This window comes from Planctopirus limnophila DSM 3776, assembly GCF_000092105.1.
GTDB lineage: Bacteria > Planctomycetota > Planctomycetia > Planctomycetales > Planctomycetaceae > Planctopirus > Planctopirus limnophila.
The window spans coordinates 1,807,596-1,827,334 of sequence record NC_014148.1; the positions used below are offsets into that span (position 1 = coordinate 1,807,596).

Consider the following 19,739-nt stretch of genomic DNA (forward strand, 5'->3'; position numbering starts at 1 on the left):
ATTTCTCTCTGAATGGATTGGTACTCGACCAAGGCAAGCAGTTTTTCACATGTTCGGTTTTGATGCCTACAGTTTCGCAATCGCTGGTCTGGTCGCTGCTGCGTCGCCATTGCTGATTCATTTGTTCAATCGCCGTCGATTTCGACAGGTCGAGTGGGCAGCTATGGATTTTCTCCGCAAGGCGATCGAGCGGCAGAAAAGAATTCTGCATTTACGAGACTGGCTGCTGCTGATTCTGCGGATGAGTGCCTTGATCTGCCTCGGTCTTGCTTTGGCCAGGCCCTGGATATCTGGCGGTTCTGCCTGGATGACGAGTTTATTCGTTGTGGCTGGTCTCGTTGGGATGGCAGGCATGGCCGCCATGGCGATCAATCAGGGATTCAAGGCCCGCGCCATTGCTGCCACCGTCAGTTTGTTTTCGTTGGTCGCAATCTGCGGGTTATGGTGGAGCCTGGGAGCCGGGAACACAGGGGGCGCTGGTCTCGCCAGCTCACTGAATCCTGTGCATGCCATCCTGATACTCGATAACAGTCGGAGTATGGGAGCGGGTGTCATCAGTGGAACACGCTGGGATGCTGCCCGAAAATCGTCATTGGAGTTTTTGAGCAGTTTACCACCCGGAAGCCGTGCGACAGTCCTGCCACTAGCGGGAAGCTCTGACTCCTGGCCGACAGATCCTTTTCGCTCGATGGATGATGCCCGGCAGGCGATTGAGCAGATTCGAGTGGCCGATACGATTGGCTCACCACGTTTAGCTGCCGAACTCGCCTTAGAAGCGAGTCGAACTTCAACGGATCTGCCCGTCAAGCGGGTGGTGATCTTTTCCGATCTGCAAGGGGCTCTCTGGAAAGATGCTTCACTCAAGGAGCGTTTTGAAGAGTTAGCTGATGTGCAGATTGTTCCCTGTGGAACTGCCGATTCTGGAAATGTGCATATTTCCAGCCTGGCGGTTGAAGATGGCTTGATCAGTGTCGAGACACCGGCCCGGATCATCGCTCGAATTGAAGCGGGTGCCGATCAAACTCCCACAACGGTGTATGCCCGCTTGCTAGCCGACCGGACTGAGGTTGCCAATCAGGTCATTCCTCTATTGCCCAATCAGCAATACGAGGCTGAATTCTTCTGGAGTTACGATGGCCAGGTCGATCCAGAGCGTCCGCAATGGGTCGAATTAACACTGGAAATCTCTTCCGAAACTCCTGAAGCCGATCTACTCCTGGCAGACAATCGTCGTACGATTCTGGCTCCCGTGCTGACAGCCGTCCCGATTGTGTTTGTCGATCAATGGGGTGAACAGGCCAATGCGGCCAAAGGACAAATTGGCGAGACCGAGGCTTTACAGCATCTGCTGGCCCCCAGGTCAACTTCGGAGTTTGCACATCGTCCACTTTATCAGGTCATCCGCCGGCGTATCGATGAGCTTGATCAGGAAACTCTCGCTCAGGCTCGTTGTGTCGTGATCGCCGGGATTGAACGACCCGGTGTCGCAACACAATTACTGCTCGAATATGTCCGCCAGGGTGGCCCTCTTTTGATTTGTGCCGGCGGTGAATTCGATCCCCGTGGCTGGATGGAGGATGCCTGGCTGGATGGTGAAGGTCTGTTGCCCCTCCCTCTGGAAACTGAGTTTCTTGGAACGACGCCTGAAGAATCACCCAGCCAGCTCTCGCCATTTGCAATCACCTCAGAATCATTGAACAGCGAGTTGTTTCAGGTTGAGGGCGAAGACCCTCAAGCCATCAAATCGCTCTTTGAATCGGTTCTGTTTTTTAAAGCCGTTAAGGCCAATGCCAGTCAAGAGTCGATCGATGCCATCCTGCAGTCTGTCCAACAGCGATTGGCGTTCAAGGCCGGCCTTGGGAGTGGATCATCCGCCGATCAGCAGTCTCGCTTGCCTGCTGCGCAAACTGTGAACTGGTGGAACTGGAGAGCACCCATCACTCCACTTCGCCAGGAGCTTCAGCAGCTGGCGGAGTTAAAACGGACGGAACACGATCAATTCCAGCAGAAGTCGACGGATCTGACACAACCGTCCGAACCACAATCTCGCAACCTGTTGGCATCACCTCAGCAATTTAAAACACAAATCGATGAGCGGCTTTCTCAGTTGGCTCGGCGGGAAACGCCTCAGGTTCTCGCCAGGTACTCAACGGATAACTTGCCTTTTCTCATTGAGCGGCAAGTCGAAGATGGGCGCGTCCTCTTTTGCACCAGCGGCATTACCAGCGACTGGAACCTCATACGCCTCTCACCAGCGATGTTCATGTATCATCGACTGCTCACACAGATGGCGTCTCAATCCTTGCCACAAAGAAACTTTGAAGCTGGCTCACGCATCCAGTGGTTAGCTCCCACGACCAGCGATTCTCTGCTTCTCAAACGGCCCGAAGGATCTGTCAATGTCGTCTCCGTGGAAGCCTTGAGTTCCGATGTCTATGGCTACATCGTTCGACGGCCAGTCATGTCGGGGCTCTATGAATTTCAGTCACAAGGAAGTGATGCTTCTGCAAATCCTGCTCGTGATGAGAGCACTCCTGGCGATGATTCTCAAACGGGTAATCAATCGACCGCATCCGGGACTGAAAAGCGTGCCATTTATTCTGTCGCTGTCAGTGCCCCTGCGATCGAATCCAGTCTCGAAACCTTACCTACAGATGAACTTGCTGAGCTGGTTTCATCAACACATGTCCGTGTTCTTGCCGCAGGTGAAAAACCTTTGCTGACTGGTGGCAGCAATCGTGGCCAGAGCTTATGGCAACTGGCGATTGGATTGATGATCGCGTCTTTGCTCCTCGAAATGTTTGTTGCTTCGCGGCGAACGTTCTCCGGCAGGAAAGGAGCACAGCCATGATGAAGTGGTTGGGACAGCTTCTGGGGATCGATAATCTGAACGAACTTTCCGGCGGAAGGATCTCTTTCGCAGCTCCCTGGGTGCAGGACAATGGCTGGCTGCTCATGGTCCTGCTGGCTGCCGTTGCCATGCTGAGTGGTCTCTATTATCTCTGTTTTCAGGGTGGGCAGTGGTCGAAAACCAGAGGTTTATTGGCAGCGTTTCGTGCTCTCGTCCTGGCATTGCTGGTGCTCATTCTTGCAGAGCCGATTTTAGAACTGAAGTTTATCAGTTACCCCAAACCATGGCTCTGGGTGCTGCTGGATGGCAGTGAAAGCATGGAAATTGCTGACGAAAATGAGGTGGAACCAGATCCTTCCGTCAACCAAGCCTCAGGCGCCGGTGACGCCTCTCCCTCTTCGCCTCAGCCACTATTATCTCGATCTGAACGAGTCCGCCAGGCCTTGGAGAAGGATGGAGGAAAGGCTGTTCAGGAACTGGCTGAGAAGTTTCGTATTCGACTCTTTTCCATGGTCGATCAACAGGGTGTTCGTGTCCTGTCTGCGGAAAAGAAAGACTCAACTCCCGTCCAGAACTCCATGGCTCTCGCTGGCCTTCTGGGTTCAGGCGAAAGCGACGAACAGGACTCTGTCAACCACCTCTTGAATTCACTCAAGTTGTGGGAAACCAAAGGCGAGGTTTCTGCTCATGGAGCAGCGATTGACGATCTGGCGAGGAGATATTCGACCGATCATCTGGCGGGGCTGGTCGTCGTCAGTGACTTTGATCAGAACTCTGGCCCGAATGCCGTTTCCAGTGCCAGACGGCTCAATGTTCCTGTCTATGCCGTGGGTGTCGGGCCAACTTCAGCGAGAGATCTTTCTGTCGATTTGCTCGTTCCTCCGACGATGAAAAAGGCAGAAACGTCGACGGTCGTTGTGACAGTCAGGCAACGCGAAAACCAGGGTGAAACGGTTCAAGTGAAGTTGAGTGTGCAGCCTGCCAGTGGCGAAACTCCTCCGAGTTTGATCGGGTCACAACAGATTCGCCTTTCTTCGGCGAGTCTCCCCGTGGAGTTTCCTTACTTGCCCGATCAGGCGGGACGAATGGTCTTCGTTGCAGAAGTCGAGGCAATCCCTGGTGAAACTGTTGTCGAAAACAATCGAGTCACGAAAGACGTCAACGTTATCGATGATTTCCTTAGACTGCTGTTTGTCGAGTATGAACCCACGTGGGAGTGGCGGTTTATCAAGGAGGTCTTCCATCGAGACCGTCTCGTGGGGATGCGGGGATTTCGTACTTATCTTCGCTCGGCTGATCCTGTCGTTCGCGAGACCAATGATCTCTTTCTTCCTTCGCTCACTCTTCCTCGAAATGAGTTCTTTCAAACGGATGTGATTTTTCTCGGTGATATGCCGGCAGCCTCGCTGACCAGTCGCTTCTGCGAATTGACACGAGAATTTGTAGGTCAATTTGGAGGTGGTCTGGTCGTGATGGCCGGGCCTCGCTTTGGTCCGGGCGAACTGGCTCAAACACCCTTGGCCGACATGCTCCCCGTGGTCGTCGATCCCGATGGCCGTCTCGATGATCGCGAGGAGTTCGCGATGAAACTGACACCACTGGCCAGTCAGTTCGACTTCATGCGATTAGGACAAACGGCCGAAGAAGATCGCCGGGCGTGGGCAAATCTGGGAAAAGTGCCCTGGTATCAGCCTGTTCTGAGAGTCGAACCACGCTCGACAACGGTTTTGGCAGAACACCCCACGGCCCTGTGTGCGGATGGAAAGACCCATCAGCCTTTAATCGCTATTCGCAAATATGGCCGGGGCGAAGTGATTTACATTGCCCATAACGAAATGTGGCGGCTGCGCCGTCTCTATGGTGAGTCTTATTACCGCCAATTCTGGGGACAGCTCATTCACCGTTTAGGGCTGAGTCATGCTGTCGGTAACCAGAAACGATTCGTCGTGCGGACAGATAAATCCCGTTATCGCGCCGATGAAAAGATTGTTGTGACTGTCGAAGCCTACGATCAGAACTTCAATCCTCTTGGGGCAGATCAGATCCCTGATGGTCGATTGAGTTCCGAGTTGAGTAATCTGGAAACGCCCGGGCTGGAGCCTCAGCAGCTATTGATCCCAGCCTTGAAGCCAGGTGTCTTTGAAACGAGGCTGCAGGTCACACAAGGGGGAGAACATCAGTTAACGATCTTCGATCCCATTGAAAAACAATCAGTTTCGACCTCATTTCATGTGGCTTCTTCATCTGCCGAAAGACGTTCAGCCGTCAGGAACAGCGCACTCCAGATCTCTCTGGCGACAGAAACCGGTGGCAAAGCCTGCGAATTGAATGAACTCGATCAGCTGGCTCAAGAAATCAGAGCGCCGCAATTCCAGGCTCAACAGGTTGTGATTCTTCCGATCTGGGCTACCTGGCTTTGCCTTGGCTTGATTGTCACGTTACTCAGCCTCGAATGGGCCATTAGAAAAGGAGTGAACCTGCCATGAGTTCAACTCCCTTTCCCCATCCCGGCGACGATTCGATCCTCGAATTGAATCCGTCGATGTCCGTCAGAAATTCTGCAACACCACTTAGTTTGCTGACGAACGAACTCCGTCGTTTGCAGAGCCGGAAGTGGCTTCGCAGCGGTCTGCGCTCCACGTTATATCTCGTCACTTTGGCAGGAGTGGTGGGCCTGCTTCTCTTTGCTGTGGATTATTCCTTCCGCTTGTCGTTGGTTGCCAGACTTGTCTCAGGTCTGGTGGTGGCCACACTTCTTCTTACGCTGATGATTCGCTACGTCATTCCTGCGTGGAGGAACTGGGAAGATCTCGAATCTCTGGCATTGCAGGTGGAAAAGCAGCACGAGATCGAAAGTGATCTGGTCGCTGCTCTGCAATTTGCTAACCCCACTCAGCGGCGTTATGGCTCACGAGAACTGGCGCGAGCTGTCGTCGAGTATGTCGATGAGTTTACTCCTTCACTGAATGTCTTTGACGGATTTTCGTGGCAACCTCTTCGAAACAGTTTATTGGCAACTGTATGTGGACTCCTGATCTGGAGCGGACTGGCAGTCTTCGCTCCTCAGGCAACGAGAGTCTTTTTCAGTCGTCTCCTGTTAAGTCATGAGAGCTATCCGACTCGCACACAGATCGAATGGATTCGCGTTAATGGGAAAACGGCTGATCAACAAGGCCTCTTCCGTATTGTGGAAGGGGAACCACTTGCCATCGAAGTGCAGACTTCCGGTGAAGATCCGCATATCGCTAGCTGGGAGATGCAGGCTGCTCCTGGTGAATCCCTGATCGTTGAACTCAAAGCGGATGGTCTGAAGAATCACCAGCCTGCTGATGCCAAGGCTTCCCTAAGCCAAAGTGCTGATCATAAGCTGAAATCTTATGGCGCCGTCATTCCTGAACTTCGACAATCGGTTCGAGGGATCGTTCGTGCCGGAGATGCCCAGAGCCAGCCATTGATAATCGACTTGATCATGCGCCCCGTCGTCGAGGTTTCGGTTCTTGTCGAACAACCAGAATATACCCGTCTCAGAGAAGGCAATCGTCCACCAGCGCGAGGGCAGCTGCAGGTTTCTGTCCTCGAAGGCTCAAAAGTGGCACTCGACATTTCTTCAGTTAAGGCCTTACGCAAAGTGACGATGACGATCAATGGGCAACCTTTTGATCTTTCACCCGTCGATAAGAACTCTTCGAAAGTCACCTCACAGTCTCAGGTGTCGAGTTCCTCAAGTTCACTACCAACAGGGTTTACGCACTGGATGACAGATCCGGGTTCACCCCTGGATACTCTGAAAGAAAATCTGACCTTTCAGCTGGATGTCGAAGATCTTGATGGTTTGAAACTGGCCGAACCTGTGACGGGAATGCTGCGGATCAAACTCGATAAACCACCGCGTGTCGCTGCAGTGGCGATCAGCAAGCTGATTCTTCCGCAGGCGTCTCCCGTCATCACCTGGGGGGCGACTGATGATTACGCTCTCAAAACTGTCTCACTTCACGTGACGGCCACCACGGAATCTGGTCAACAACGCGCGATCAAACAGCCTGTCCTTCTGAAAGATCAGAGTTCTTTGCAAAGAGGGCAGACCGCTCTCGATCTCAGTAGCCTCGGACTGGCCAAAGGTGACGAAGTGCGTGTTATCGTCGAAGCTGAAGACGAGCGGGGAAATCTCCCTTCACAGGTTGGACGCAGTGAGCCACTTACATTTCAGGTCACTGATCAAAGTGGCATTCTCGCCGGATTACTCGAAACCGATCAGCAGTCAGCCAGACAACTCGATGCCATTATCCAGCGCGAACTGGGAATTGGAGGTACCAAGTGAACGAGTCGAAGTCACTGTTCAATCGCGTCTTTGTTCGTCATGGCTTGAGCCTCTTGCTGGTTGTGGCCAGTAATGGGGTCGTCGCTGACTGGTTTACAGCCCCGGCTCTAGCTGCTCCCCCTTCGATCGACGGCGCGATGCTGCGGCGAAAGCAGGATGATCAGCAGCGTGCCCGTGCCATGGCACGCGACCTGTTAACCAGCGTCCTGGATGTGCAACTTCGACAACTCGAAGAAAACGGCCTTACGGAAATTTCGGTCTATCGCGACATCAAGGTGATGCACAGCAACATCGGTAATCTTGTCGATACCGAGATGGCACAGGTCGTTCAGCAATTGGCAGACGCTCAGGATCTAAATTCCGAAGAACGGGAAGCCAGCTTTATCGAAGCCCGGCAAACCATTCGCAACATCGTGATCCGTCTCTCGGCCGAGCGGCAGAATCTTCTTCGCAGGCTCAAATCGGCGGAACTGGCCGAGCAGGTCAAGCGGTTGATCAAACATCAGACCACAGTGCAGGAACAGACCGTTCGTATTCCTGAAGAATCGAAAACTCTCCAGGAAAGCCTGGCGATTCGTACTCGTGAGGATCAGCGGGATGTGGGTGGTCTTTTTGTGCAACTTGTGGGGACACTTTCAGATGTCCGCAATTGGGGGGGCACAATTGGCGAGGGCGCAACTGCTGGAATTGCGCTATTGTCAGAAAAGCAGGTGGGCAAACATCTCGATCAGGCCGAAAAGAGTCTTCGCGATGCAGATTATGAAGTCGCCAGTCATCAGCAGGTTCTGGTCATTGCAGGGCTGCAGGATTTGTTGCGTGTGATCGAACGAACTCAAGGGCTTCTCGACTCCCGCGAACAACAGACGATTGAAAAAGTCAGAGAGCTGCTGGCAGCCGAAAAGGCTTTGCGGGATCAGGTTGCTCAACTTGATCAAGGCGAGCCAGTTCCCGAAGAAATCGTCAATCAGCAATCAGCTTTGCAGCAGAAGGTGGCAGCGCTTTCGAGCGAGATCACCGGAACTCGTACGGCCCAGGAGCACGTCGAAGCAGCTGCACAGGCCGCTTTTGAGGCCACAGCCAAGCTGCTGGAAAATGAGACAAACTCTGCACTCGCTTCGCAGAACTCCGTGATTGGACGACTGTCGGCACTTGAAGCCGAATTGACTCGTCAAGCCGCCAGTTCAACGACCGATCAGGCGGCAGCCGAATTGAAAGCCGATGTCGCCCGGCTCGAACAGGCCGAGAAGCTGATTTCTGAAGCGGCAACACGAATTGACACAGCCTTGGAAAAGGTCGCGGAAGCTCCTTCTGCAACTCCCGAAAGTGCAGTGGAAGCAGCAGCCCAGGCGAAAGAAAAAACACAGCAGGCCAAGGAAATCGGTCAGTTACCTGCGAATGTTGATGCCGCCATCGAAATGGCTGCTGAAACCACAGCTGCAGCCGCCAAACCAGCGGACGAGCTCAACGCCGAAGAACTCACTGAAGCCAAAAGTGCTCTGGAGTTAGCACAGGCGACCATCAAGCGGGAAAAGTCGGCCGCCGAGAGAAAAGCTTCTGCCCTGGAAATCGGAGAACTCGCCCGCGCTGCCGAGATTCTGGAACGGGCGGCCTCAGAAGAACGGGCTATTGCAGCGAAAGCACAAGATCTGGCAAAGACTCCTCCAGCTCAGCCAGCGCAGGCTGCAACAGAACTGGCCGAACGAGCGAAAGATGTGGCCGATGTCGCCAAGTTGATTGAGAAATCAACACAAGAGGCCGATGTCGCTTCCCAAGCGGCACTCATGCAAGCTCAGGCTGCTGCTCAGAAGTCGACTGAGGCATTCGAGGAGGCTAAGAATCAAAGCTCCAACGATCCTTCCAGTAAAGAATCACTTGAGAAAGCGGGACAGGCCGCTGAAAACGCTGCACAAGAACTGGCAGAAGCGGCGAACGCCTTACGAGATGACGTACAGAAAAAGGCAGAAGCTCTCGCGAAATTGAGTGAACAGGCCGCTGATGAAGCTGCTCAGGTAAAAGCCGCTGCTGAAGAGGTTCTCGCTCAGGAGATGGAAGCTCGTTCCAATCTTGTTGAGCAGATTGCTCAGGCTCAGGAACTGCTCAGCGATGCCGTTGAAGCTCAGTTGAAGGCCAGTGGTTCGAAAGAAGCTGCCACAGCCAGTGCCGTCGAACGGGAATTGAATCAACTTTCGCAAGCCATGCAGAAAGCCAGCGAGGCTAATCCCGCGACTAAGGAAACTTCCAGATCAGGATCTGAGACTGCTCCCGCTCTCTCCGCGGCAGAGCGCGTCGAACAAGCTGCCAGACAGCAGGAAATTGCTGATCAACTCAAGGCGGCAGCCAGTCGTGTCGCGAAAGAACTTCCGATGGAAACTGGTCTGCAGGAACAACTCTCTCAGGCTGCTTCCAATGCGGAATCTGCGGCACAGGCCTTGGCATCATCGAAAGCGACACAGGCCGCTGAAGCACAGCAGAAAGCCAGCCAACAGATGCAGCAGGCTCAAGAGACCGCTCGTCAGAAGGCACAAGCCTCTCGCGATCAGGCAGCTGAAAATCAAGCCGCTAAAAATCCACCAGCGAACACTGGCAACGTTCAGGATCAGCAAGTGGCGAATCGTGCTATTGAGGCTTCGCAAAAGGCCGTGCAAAAAGCCGCCAATTCAGGCGAAAAAATGAACGCTGCACCCCAGGCGGCATTGCAGGAACTGCAAGAAGCGAAGACTGCTGGAGAGAAAGCCGCCAGTCAGCTTGAAGAGGGAGATCAAACAACGGCTTCCCAGAATCAGCAGGAAGCCTTAGCTGCACTGCAAGCAGCTCAAAGTTCGTTGAAGCAGGCGCTCAAACAGGCTATGGCCGAACAGGCCAGTCAACTGGCCAGGACAGCCGATCAGGCGGGTGAACTGGTTGCCAAAGCTGCTGAAATCGATGAAGCGGCTGCAGCAGCATTGGCACACGCTGCGAATGAAGGTGACGACGTTGCTTCACAAGCTTCGCGTCAAGGCATGGCCTCAAAGGGAGAAAGCCCAGAGGCACAGACTCAGGGTACTGATAACGCCAACCTGCCCCAGAAATCTGCTCAAACAGCTTCTACGGACACCTCTCAACCGGGTGGCAATTCATCGCCATCCAATCCATCAAACAGCGACAGCGCGCAGGCAGCCAACTCATCAAAAGCGGATCAGGAGGCTGCAGGAACATCACAAGCCCAGGCCAGTTCGACGAAAGCAGCAATGCCTCAGGCAGCAACTGGAAATTCGCCTTCATCAACCGATTCCAAAGCTTTGGCACAAACACGGGATCAGGTAGAAACCGACCTCGCGAGAGCTGCTGCGAATCTGGCTGCGGCTGAGCAGAAGCTCAGGCAGGAAGCCGCCATTGCTCAGGCCATTGCCGACCAGTCCAAAGCCCAACAGGCGGCTGCCCAGCAGATCAATGATCAGCGGGAAATGGCCCAACAGGCGGCAGAGAACGGTTCTGCTGCACCCGGTATGAACGCGGCTGAATTGGCCAAAGCCACTCAAAAATTTGCCCAGGCACAGCGGGCCACTGGTCAAGCAGTCTCTCGCTTATCTGGACAGCAGGCAGTCGGGAATTCGGCACTTAAGGAAGCTTTGAAATCAGCGGGAGAACTTGCTGGCGAACTTTCGAATCAGCCATCCTCTCCTTCGGACAATTCACCGGCTGGTCAACCTGCCGATGCAGGCAACGCTCAAGCTTCTGCCAGTGAGAACAATAGTCCCGCTGGCCAAACTCCAGGTCAAAGTACCGGGAAAGCCAGCCCGGCTCAATCACAGGGGGCTCCCGGAAAAGGTTCCGAGAAATCTTCAACCGAGGGTGCTTATCCGAATGATCTGGGAAGTGATTTCGTACCTTCTTCGCCCGAAATCACCGCCCGTATGATGGCGGGGAGTGCAGCCCAGGAGGCTTTGAATGCCGCTCTCGCCGATCTGGCAGCTTCTGAAACGGGAGCGATGAACGACAGCCAGAGTGCTCTGGCTGAAGCGACGGGAGATGCTCCGGGAACTCCCAGCCCTGAATCGGCAGCTATGTCAAATCAAGCTTCGAATGCCACTTCAGCACAATCCACTTCTGCTCAAGGGGTACAACAGGGGGAGGGTACTGAGAATCAAGGCCTCAAGGCGAATGGAGAAGTTCCCACCGATGCTGAAAAAGTGCCTCCCACTCAGGCAGGGAAAGTGGCCGGGCGCGACAGTTCTGGTGGGACCAGACCTGTCGAACAGCAGCCGTGGTTTGCCAAACTTCCCCCCGAATTGAGAAATGCCATTCGAGCAAACAGTCAACAGAAAGCACCACGGGCTTACGAAGAAAAGCTGAAACGCTACTTCGAGAGCAAGGACTGATTGACTCATTGACAGTTTCCTAACTTGCCTTACATCAAACACCGAATTGTCGGATACAGAATCAAAGGCCTTATCGCATGAGTGAAATCCAGAACTCTGACGACCTTGCCACCGTACATCGCTGTGAGCAGTCGTATAACAAACTTCGTGATGAGCTTTCGAAGGTGATCGTGGGGCAGGGTGATGTCATTGAGCAGGTGCTGGTGGCTATCTTTGCACGCGGGCATGCCTTGCTGGAAGGGGTGCCTGGTCTTGCCAAAACCCTGCTGGTCAGTTCATTAGCCCAGGCCCTGCATCTGTCGTTTAAGCGAATTCAATTTACCCCCGATTTAATGCCCAGTGATGTCTCCGGGACAGACATCATTCAGGAAAATCTGCAGACCCGCGAGCGTGAGTATCGATTTCTGCCCGGTCCACTCTTTGCCAACATGATTCTTGCGGATGAAATCAATCGAACTCCTCCCAAAACACAGGCCGCGATGCTTGAGGCCATGCAGGAACGGCAAGTTTCTGCCGGTGGAAAAGTTCATAAGTTGCCGAATCCGTTCTTTGTCCTTGCCACTCAGAATCCACTCGAACAGGAAGGCACCTACCCTTTGCCAGAAGCACAGCTGGATCGCTTTCTGTTGCATATTCGCGTTGATTATCCGTCGGCGGCCGACGAATGGGAGGTTGCCCGAAGAGTCACCTCCGGCGAAATGGGCACTATCGAACCTGTCATGACTGCCGCCGATATTGTTGAGTTTCAGAAACTCGTTACGAGAGTTCCCGTCAGCGATCAGGTGCTGGGATATGCCTGGGCACTCGTTCGAGGTTCTCGACCCAATTCCAAAGAGGCTCGCGAGTTTGTCAACAAGTGGGTCAACTGGGGTGCCGGCCCGCGCGGTGTGATCACGTTGGTCACCTGTGCAAAAGCCAGGGCTGTCCTTTACGGTCGATATCATGCGACCACGGCTGATGTTCAGGCAATCGCACGTGGGGCTTTGCGTCATCGAATTGCACCGAACTATGCTGCTCAGGCTGCGGATATCAACAGCGATCGTTTGATCGAGATGCTGCTCGAAGAAATCCCGGCTGACCGAAAATACTCCAAACCAGCAGCCGTCGCGGTGTAGTGTCAATGTTTCGTCGAATTGCATTTCTTTGAGGATGGCCCATGGCTGGCAGTCTGTTATCCCGCTACCTCGATGCGGAAACACTCGGTCGAGTGGCGGATCGAACCATTGAGCCGCGGGGCATGGTTCTGGGCAATCTTGCCGGTGCTCACAAGTCTCCCCTTTGTGGCTTCGCGGTTGAGTTCGCCAGTCATCGCGAGTACGTGCTTGGTGATGATGTCCGGCACATTGACTGGCGCTTGTACTACAAGAGGGATCGTTACTTCATCAAGCAGTACGAGATGGAGACGAACTTCGTCGCCCATCTGATTCTCGACATCAGTGCTTCGATGAGATATGGCGACGGACTCGAACAAAAACTCGCTTACGCAGCCCAGCTGGCAACGACTCTGGGTTATTCCATAGTCCGGCAGAACGATAAAGTCTCTTTGGCTACTTTTGACAATCGCGTCCGCGGCTCGATTCCTGCAGGAAACTCGATGTCACAAATCATACGCATGGCCCGGCATCTGGATGAATGCGATGCGGTTGACAAGACCGATATGGCCAGTTGCCTGTCGCAACTCAACAGCCGCTTTGCGCGTCGTGAAATCATCATGATCTTCAGTGATTTTTTGACAGATGTGGAATCGCTGGAACCTGTCCTGCAGCGGATGCGCTATAACAATCACGAAGTCGTGTTATTTCATGTTCTTCATCACCATGAAGTTGCTTTCGACTTCACGGGAATGGTGAAGTTCAAAGGTCTTGAACTTCCGGAGGAGTATCTCACACAGACAGAAGATGTTCGGCGTGAGTATCTGGCTGCTTTCAATGAATATCTTGAAAACTTCAAACAGATGTGCCTGCGAAATCGCATTGAACACATTGTGATGGATACAAGAATCCCTGTTGCCGAAACCTTGATCGATTACCTGAACCGCAGGTCACTGGTCAAAGCCATTCGATAGCCATCACATTTGGCGAGCGATCAGCCATTCACCGTGACCAATCGACAGTTGATCACCCAGATATCGATCAAACATGGGCGGGTTCTGTTCGCTGAACAACCATTGTTCGGTCAATTGATGGTCAAATTGCGAATAGAGACGATGCAGTCGTCGAAAGAGCAGATTCAAATAGTTCGATGAAATCAGACCTGCATAACGCCACGAATCGGCAGCATTCAGCGGGTGAGCAATATTCTCATTGAATGAAGCATCGATTGGTAAAGCTGACATCGAAATCAGTGTCGCACGCTTGAGTTCGAACCCCGATGCCTGTCCGAATCCTTTCATCGTGGCGATGGTACCGGCAATCGCTCCGTGGCCTGCCTGGGCTCCCATTGTTCCACACGCCGCGATTAAGCCTCGCCGCATGAACTGACCTGTATGACGCCCGGTCTTTCCTGCGACCAGGATTTCTCCTCCTTCCATTCCAGCCATGGCACCATCACGTGGCCCTCCCAATCGATCACCTGCGTTGCCATAAACAAAAAACTGTCCACCTTTCATGGCCGCGCCGCAGTCAGATCCGCAATCACCATGAATGATAACGCTGCCACCAGACATCTCTGAGCCAATGAAACTGCCACAGTGACTATGGATGACGAGCTCGCCATGCGACCATTGATGACCCAATCCATCACAACGGCTCAGGTCACCCTCCATTTCGATGGAGTCATGATCACCTTTTTCACAAGCAAGCCATTCCCGGGCTGCGGTGAGGCGATTCCCTTCGTACACGGGCAACTGCATCAAGTCAGCTGTCGTCATGCCAGTTCTTAACTCAGCAAAGAATCGTGAAAAATCCAATGTGAGAACTGGTTGTTGAACAAGAGTTAGCTTCATCGAAATGCACCGTGGCGAATGTTGCTGAAATGAAACATGAACGCAATCTGTGGTGCGTTTGGGCAACTGGCTGGCATGCAGCTCATGTTTCAATAGACCGGCTCAAAATGTCGAATTCTGCATAGAACACAAATCGATCCTCACAATTGACGGGATTTCGCCTGCTGTTGGAATCCAATTCTTGCAGTATTGAAAGGTAACTCAACGAATGCCGTTTGGCCAGAATTCTGGTACAGCCCTTGCGATCTTCACTATTGAACCTTGGGTCGTGGAGATTAAGCAACATGTATCACGTGATTCCTGTCACCGAACTCGAACATCTGGAACCTTTTCGCGAGGCCTGGACTCGGCTGATACAGGAAGATCCCCGGGCACAGTTTACGCAGTCTCTGGAGTGGCTCGAAAATTACTGGAAATGCTTTGGCCACGATAAGTTTCTCGAATGCCACGTCGTCATGTTCGGTGACGAGCCCGTTGGGTTTGCACCGTTGATCCTGAAGAAAGTACCCACTCACTGGGGAAATGTCCGGTTATTGACATGGCCGCTGGATAGCTGGGGGGTTGGATATCGACCGATCGGCAGGAATATCACCAGCACGCTCTTCCCCACATTTCGAGCTCTCCACGGGTCAAATGATTTCGATATTCTCGACTTGCGGTATCTCTCGGATGATCCCGGGATGCTGGATCGATGTATGAGTGCTTGCCGATTGGCACGTACACCAGTCAGTCATACTCGCTGGCAAAGATTTGCCTCATTCTCAACCGATTGTTACCAACACTGGGCAACTTATATTCATCGGGATCTTGAAATCATCGAAGTCAGTCGAACGGGCCAAGATTCATTGCAAATCGAGCGGCATCGTCCGGAAGAATCTACATTGGCGACCCGTCAGCTTTGGGAACGTGTCGAGGGCCAGTTTGATGATTCACTCGTGCCCTACTTAAGAGGCTGTGTCGAGGGGGCCGCCAAGCTGGGAATGCTGGATCTCGCAGTGGCCAGTCGAGGTGGATTGATCGAGGCCGTGGTGATTGGTCATCATCATGGAGGCCGGTATGAAGTGCTGGCAATTTCTCCTGCACGATCAGCCAGCCAGCAGGCTGCCAGATCATGGCTTTTGGGAAGAATTCTGCTGGAACTTCCCGAATATGGGGACGATACGGCTCTTTTTCGAGAGGAATACCTATCAAGCGTCGGTAATTGGGGAGCCAGAGTCGGCTGGACGAGTCGTTTGACGAACTTTCGAAGTCCCCGTTTCTCGACAAGTCTGCTAAAACTCAGCCGTCAATGGCTGGGTGCTCCAGCACCCGCCAAGCGTCACACCATTCGACGTGTGGACATGCAGCAGCCGACAACGCCACTGCGTATTCATCAGGTCGATGCACTGTGAGGAACGACTGACAATCCGCTTAATGGCGGAAGTGACGACGGCCGGTAAAGATCATGGCGATGCCATATTCATTGCAGGCTTCAATGACCTCTTCATCTCGCTTGGAGCCACCTGGCTGAATGATGGCGGTAATCCCGGCATGATGCAGTTGATCGACGCCATCGCGGAATGGGAAGAAGGCATCAGAGGCCGCGACCGAACCTCGTGATCGATCGGCTGCCTTTTCGCAGGCAATTCGGGCTGAATCGAGGCGACTCATCTGGCCGGCTCCCACACCGACACTGGCTCCATTTTTGGCGAGCAGAATCGCATTGCTCTTCACATGTTTGCAGACGGCCCAGGCGAACTCCAGATCTGCCCGTTCGATCGCAGTGGGTGTTCTTGATGTCACCACACGCCACTCATGAGTTTGTTCAGGCCGGTCATCCTGCTCTTGAACCAGCAGGCCTCCCGTGATCTTGCGGTACTCGAGTTGCCGTGGACGTGAATCAATGAGTGCCGGGCTCTTCAAGAGGCGAACACTGTGTCGCCACTTGGGTGCCGAGGTGAGCATGGTCAATGCATCTGGCTCATAACCGGGGGCAATAATTGCTTCGATAAATCGTCCCGGAGCACAAAGTTCCTCGGCTGTAGCCAGATCGAGAGTACGGTTGAATCCCAGAATCGATCCAAACGCACTCACCGGGTCACAGGCATCGGCCTGCACATAAGCTTCACTGATGGACTCAGAAATTGCGCAGCCACAGGGATTATTATGCTTGATGACCGAAACGGCGGGCTTGGAGAACTCCCGCACAATCTGCATGGCTGCATCAAGATCCAGATAGTTATTGAAAGAAAGTTCTTTGCCGTGAAGAACCTCGGCTTTAGCCAAAGTCGCTGGGTGAGGGCTGGTCTCGTGGTAGATGGCGGCCTGCTGATGAGGGTTTTCGCCATAACGTAATGTTGCATGGCGCTGGAACTGCAATGCCAGCTTGCGAGGGAAGGTTGTTTCGGGTCCTTCCGAATCGTAATCCGTTAGCAGCCCCTTCATGTAATCGGCAATGGCCCGGTCGTACAAAGCTGTCATTTCGAAGGCCGCTGCGGCCAGCTCACGGCGGAATTCGAGTGATACGGAATTGTGCTCAAGCGCCGTCGCCACGCGGTCATACTGATCTGGTGTGGTGACAATCAGGACGTGAGCGTGATTTTTGGCAGCTGAACGGACCATCGATGGTCCGCCAATATCGATCTGCTCGATCGCCTCTTGTGCGAGAACACCAGGCTTGGAGATGGTCTCGACAAAAGGATAAAGATTGACCACAGCCAGTTCGATTGGAGTGATCCCATGGCTTTCCATGGACTGGCGATCGCCTGGCAGATCGGGGCGGCCGAGCAGTCCACCATGAACCCGAGGATGCAGCGTCTTGAGCCGCCCATCCATCATCTCAGGGAATTGAGTGTAGTCTGAAACATCCGTGACTCGGACTCCACCCTCAGTGAGGGTTTTGGCAGTGCCACCTGTGGAGAGGATTTCGAATCCCAGAACTTCCAGCCGCCGCGCAAATGGCACAAGTCCGGTCTTATCACTACACGAAATCAATGCGCGGCGAACCATTGCAGCCTCCTTCAATCATCAGCAGTCGTCAGAACCGTCTTGGAACCAGGAGTTTACCGACTCCCTCACGACGATACCAATCAAACGGGATCGAAGCCCCTTTTGAGATATCACCTGTGAGTACTTCGACTCTTCGGCTGATGGAAAACATGGCCGACAGCAATGTGGCTGACGACTTTGAACGTTCTGTGCTTAGAAATGCCTCACGATACTCTGAAACTTGGTTGTGTGTCCCTGTAGGCCCAGAAGCGAATGATTGCCAGAGGGGTGGCGTTTGAGCGATAGCTCAGAATTACTCTCTCGATCACGTTCGACGGGCGATCACGTTCGACGGGCGATCACGTTCGACGGGCGATCACGTTCGACGGGCGATCACGTTCGACGGGCGATCACGTTCGGCGGGATGAAGAGAATCGGAGAACTCGTACTTCAATTCTCGACGACATCGAACGGAGAGATGGATTCAATCAGCAGGATCGAATCTAAAAGTTGTATTGGAAGACCGTCTGAATGCGATTGGCAGTTCCCGATTCACCATTCTGATTTTCTCGACGGCCCCAGAGGTACTCAATCCCGATGGATGCATTGCGAACGGGAACATACCACAGGCTGGTCGCGACATAGTCCGAGCCTGCGAAGCTGCTCCCTGGCATCGCATTGCTGCTGTCAACCTGCACATTCGAGTAGGTCAGGTTGGTCATCCAGCGTTCTGCCCACCAATGCTCGTAGGAGGCCGTCATGCTGCGAATTCCTAAGGTTTCAAATCCACCATTGGCTGTCACAGCACCATCCAGACCAATACCGCTGGTATCCTGAATGTAACGGCCAATCCCGGAACCCACCGCAAACTGCAGCAAAACTCGACTTCTGGTGATGGGTTGAGGATCAGTGTCTCTCAGTGGATTTTCGCCTTTGAGAATCGCCCAGGGAAGGAGGCTTCCAGTCAGATTCACACCCCAGCCAGCACGGCGATCAACCTCTTCTCCCGTCGGTCGATATCCAATGGATCTCACGATGGCAGCCGACTGCAAATGCCAGAGATCGCGTTGATATCGCAAATGTGTCGTGAAATCCGGGACATCTTGAACATTGGTGCCCAGGCCATTCGTCGTGATATCGGAAAATGGTTGCTCGAGTGCTGCTGCGACGAAAACGTTTTCTGAGACCGGGAGTGTGATTCGCCCCAGCCCCTGGCGGGAATTGACGATCCCGTTCGGACCTTGAAAATCGGCCGTACGCGGGAAAACACTGGCATCCATAAAGACTGTTGTATCCTGTCCGATTCGAAAATATCCGTAATCGACAAACGCAAACCGTAGGCGGGGGTTGCTGGAAGACCCCACAGCCGGCGGATTCCCGCTGAGAAAATCGAACTGCACAAACGTGTGAACCACCCAGTCGTTGTGAGTGGTCGGCGTCCACGTGTCGAGGCTGATGCGAGTGGGTCGGGCGCTGTAGTTCACATTCTGCCCGGGAGTCTGCGGGACAGGAATTGTTCTCGTCACAAACAGATCTGGCGTACCAACGGGCTGAAAGTCGTAGTTGGCCCCCATGCGTACGAATCCGCTCAAACGGATGGATGTCGGTGTTCCCGGCACCATGAACGAACCAGGGACAGGCCCGCGAATGACAAGCCGATCAAAATCATCCGGAGAGATTGCCGGAGCAGGCGATAACCGGGTGTACAAGGATGCTCCGGGGGCCTCCTGATAATCCAGCGGATAGAAACCCTCTGGTGCGTAGTCGGCATATTGCTTGGGGCCAGTCGCCAAATCGTCGTAATGACTGGCCAGCGACTGATACGCCATCATCGAATAATTCTGCCCGATGTCAGAATCAATCAATGGGTCAAACGGATCAAATGAGGCCGACTGATAGTCCGTCGCAGGATCAACCAGATATTGAGCCGGCTGAATCTGGGAAGATGCAGCGGGAGTAACTGGTGATGACAGAAGTGGTATCGGTTCTTCAGGTATTGAATTTTGGTTAGGTTCTTGCGCAAAAGGTGGCTGGATCGAACTGAGAACAGGAGCCTCCTGTGCTTTTGTGATGCCGCCACAGAATTCGGTGCCGGTAATGATCGCGACGAGGAGAAACAGTTTTCTCACGAACGATTGATTCACGGACCATCGAATCGCTGAAGGGTATCGTTTGAACCAGGCCATGAGCCTTGCTCCCGACTCATTTTATGAACAGGCGAGAATTGCCGGTGTTCCGGTTGCCTGAGAGAGACACTTCTACTCATCGTTAAAATCGACAGGCTTTGACATCGGGTTGATG

At 53.4% G+C, this 19,739-nt stretch carries 10 protein-coding genes; 7 read left to right on the forward strand and 3 right to left on the reverse strand.

From position 1 onward, the window contains the following. Positions 1-49: 49 nt before the first annotated feature. The 6 genes from PLIM_RS07315 to PLIM_RS07340 all read left to right on the forward strand — a co-directional run bounded on the left by PLIM_RS07315 (position 50) and on the right by PLIM_RS07340 (position 13,592). Positions 50-2,851: a BatA domain-containing protein gene (locus PLIM_RS07315; protein WP_013109680.1), complete on the forward strand. Its 2,802-nt coding sequence runs from the start codon at positions 50-52 to the stop codon at positions 2,849-2,851. Further along, a complete protein-coding gene (locus PLIM_RS07320; RefSeq protein WP_013109681.1) occupies positions 2,848-5,337 on the forward strand; it encodes a vWA domain-containing protein in 2,490 nt (829 codons plus the stop codon). The genes PLIM_RS07315 and PLIM_RS07320 overlap by 4 nt, the downstream gene beginning before the upstream one ends. Then, positions 5,334-7,169 carry a hypothetical protein gene (locus tag PLIM_RS07325; protein ID WP_013109682.1) on the forward strand — a complete coding sequence of 612 codons (1,836 nt, stop codon included), beginning with the start codon at positions 5,334-5,336 and terminating at the stop codon, positions 7,167-7,169. Before PLIM_RS07320 ends, PLIM_RS07325 begins: the two co-directional genes overlap by 4 nt. Then, positions 7,166-11,527: a hypothetical protein gene (locus tag PLIM_RS07330; protein ID WP_013109683.1), complete on the forward strand. Its 4,362-nt coding sequence runs from the start codon at positions 7,166-7,168 to the stop codon at positions 11,525-11,527. Before PLIM_RS07325 ends, PLIM_RS07330 begins: the two co-directional genes overlap by 4 nt. A gap of 77 nt (positions 11,528-11,604) precedes the next feature. After that, complete coding sequence (locus PLIM_RS07335; protein ID WP_013109684.1) at positions 11,605-12,642, forward strand: AAA family ATPase; 1,038 nt, start codon at positions 11,605-11,607, stop codon at positions 12,640-12,642. Positions 12,643-12,683: 41 nt separating this feature from the next. Beyond that, positions 12,684-13,592, forward strand: coding sequence for a DUF58 domain-containing protein (locus tag PLIM_RS07340; RefSeq protein WP_013109685.1), 909 nt, complete (start codon positions 12,684-12,686; stop codon positions 13,590-13,592). Positions 13,593-13,595: 3 nt separating this feature from the next. Here PLIM_RS07340 and PLIM_RS22620 read toward each other — a convergent pair whose 3' ends face one another. Beyond that, the gene (locus PLIM_RS22620; protein ID WP_013109686.1) at positions 13,596-14,471 is read right to left on the reverse strand and encodes a formylmethanofuran dehydrogenase subunit C; all 876 of its coding nucleotides are present in this window, start codon (positions 14,469-14,471) and stop codon (positions 13,596-13,598) included. A gap of 284 nt (positions 14,472-14,755) precedes the next feature. Between PLIM_RS22620 and PLIM_RS07355 the strand changes: the two genes are divergently transcribed. After that, the gene (locus tag PLIM_RS07355) at positions 14,756-15,862 is read left to right on the forward strand and encodes a GNAT family N-acetyltransferase (RefSeq protein ID WP_013109687.1); all 1,107 of its coding nucleotides are present in this window, start codon (positions 14,756-14,758) and stop codon (positions 15,860-15,862) included. A 19-nt stretch (positions 15,863-15,881) separates the two neighbouring features. On the opposite strand, the gene purH is transcribed toward PLIM_RS07355, so the two are convergent. Continuing rightward, positions 15,882-17,459 carry a bifunctional phosphoribosylaminoimidazolecarboxamide formyltransferase/IMP cyclohydrolase gene (purH, locus tag PLIM_RS07360; RefSeq protein ID WP_013109688.1) on the reverse strand — a complete coding sequence of 526 codons (1,578 nt, stop codon included), beginning with the start codon at positions 17,457-17,459 and terminating at the stop codon, positions 15,882-15,884. Positions 17,460-17,941: 482 nt separating this feature from the next. Then, positions 17,942-19,624 carry a DcaP family trimeric outer membrane transporter gene (locus PLIM_RS07365; RefSeq protein ID WP_013109689.1) on the reverse strand — a complete coding sequence of 561 codons (1,683 nt, stop codon included), beginning with the start codon at positions 19,622-19,624 and terminating at the stop codon, positions 17,942-17,944. Between the last annotated feature and the right edge of the window lie 115 nt (positions 19,625-19,739).

Bases quoted from the DNA above. Each gene is read 5' to 3' on its own strand.
- PLIM_RS07365 (WP_013109689.1), bottom strand. From the start codon at position 19,624: ATGGCCTGGTTCAAACGATACCCTTCAGCGATTCGATGGTCCGTGAAT.
- purH (WP_013109688.1), bottom strand. From the start codon at position 17,459: ATGGTTCGCCGCGCATTGATTTCGTGTAGTGATAAGACCGGACTTGTG.
- PLIM_RS07355 (WP_013109687.1), top strand. From the start codon at position 14,756: ATGTATCACGTGATTCCTGTCACCGAACTCGAACATCTGGAACCTTTT.
- PLIM_RS07315 (WP_013109680.1), top strand. From the start codon at position 50: ATGTTCGGTTTTGATGCCTACAGTTTCGCAATCGCTGGTCTGGTCGCT.
- PLIM_RS07320 (WP_013109681.1), top strand. From the start codon at position 2,848: ATGATGAAGTGGTTGGGACAGCTTCTGGGGATCGATAATCTGAACGAA.
- PLIM_RS07340 (WP_013109685.1), top strand. From the start codon at position 12,684: ATGGCTGGCAGTCTGTTATCCCGCTACCTCGATGCGGAAACACTCGGT.
- PLIM_RS07335 (WP_013109684.1), top strand. From the start codon at position 11,605: ATGAGTGAAATCCAGAACTCTGACGACCTTGCCACCGTACATCGCTGT.
- PLIM_RS22620 (WP_013109686.1), bottom strand. From the start codon at position 14,471: ATGAAGCTAACTCTTGTTCAACAACCAGTTCTCACATTGGATTTTTCA.
- PLIM_RS07325 (WP_013109682.1), top strand. From the start codon at position 5,334: ATGAGTTCAACTCCCTTTCCCCATCCCGGCGACGATTCGATCCTCGAA.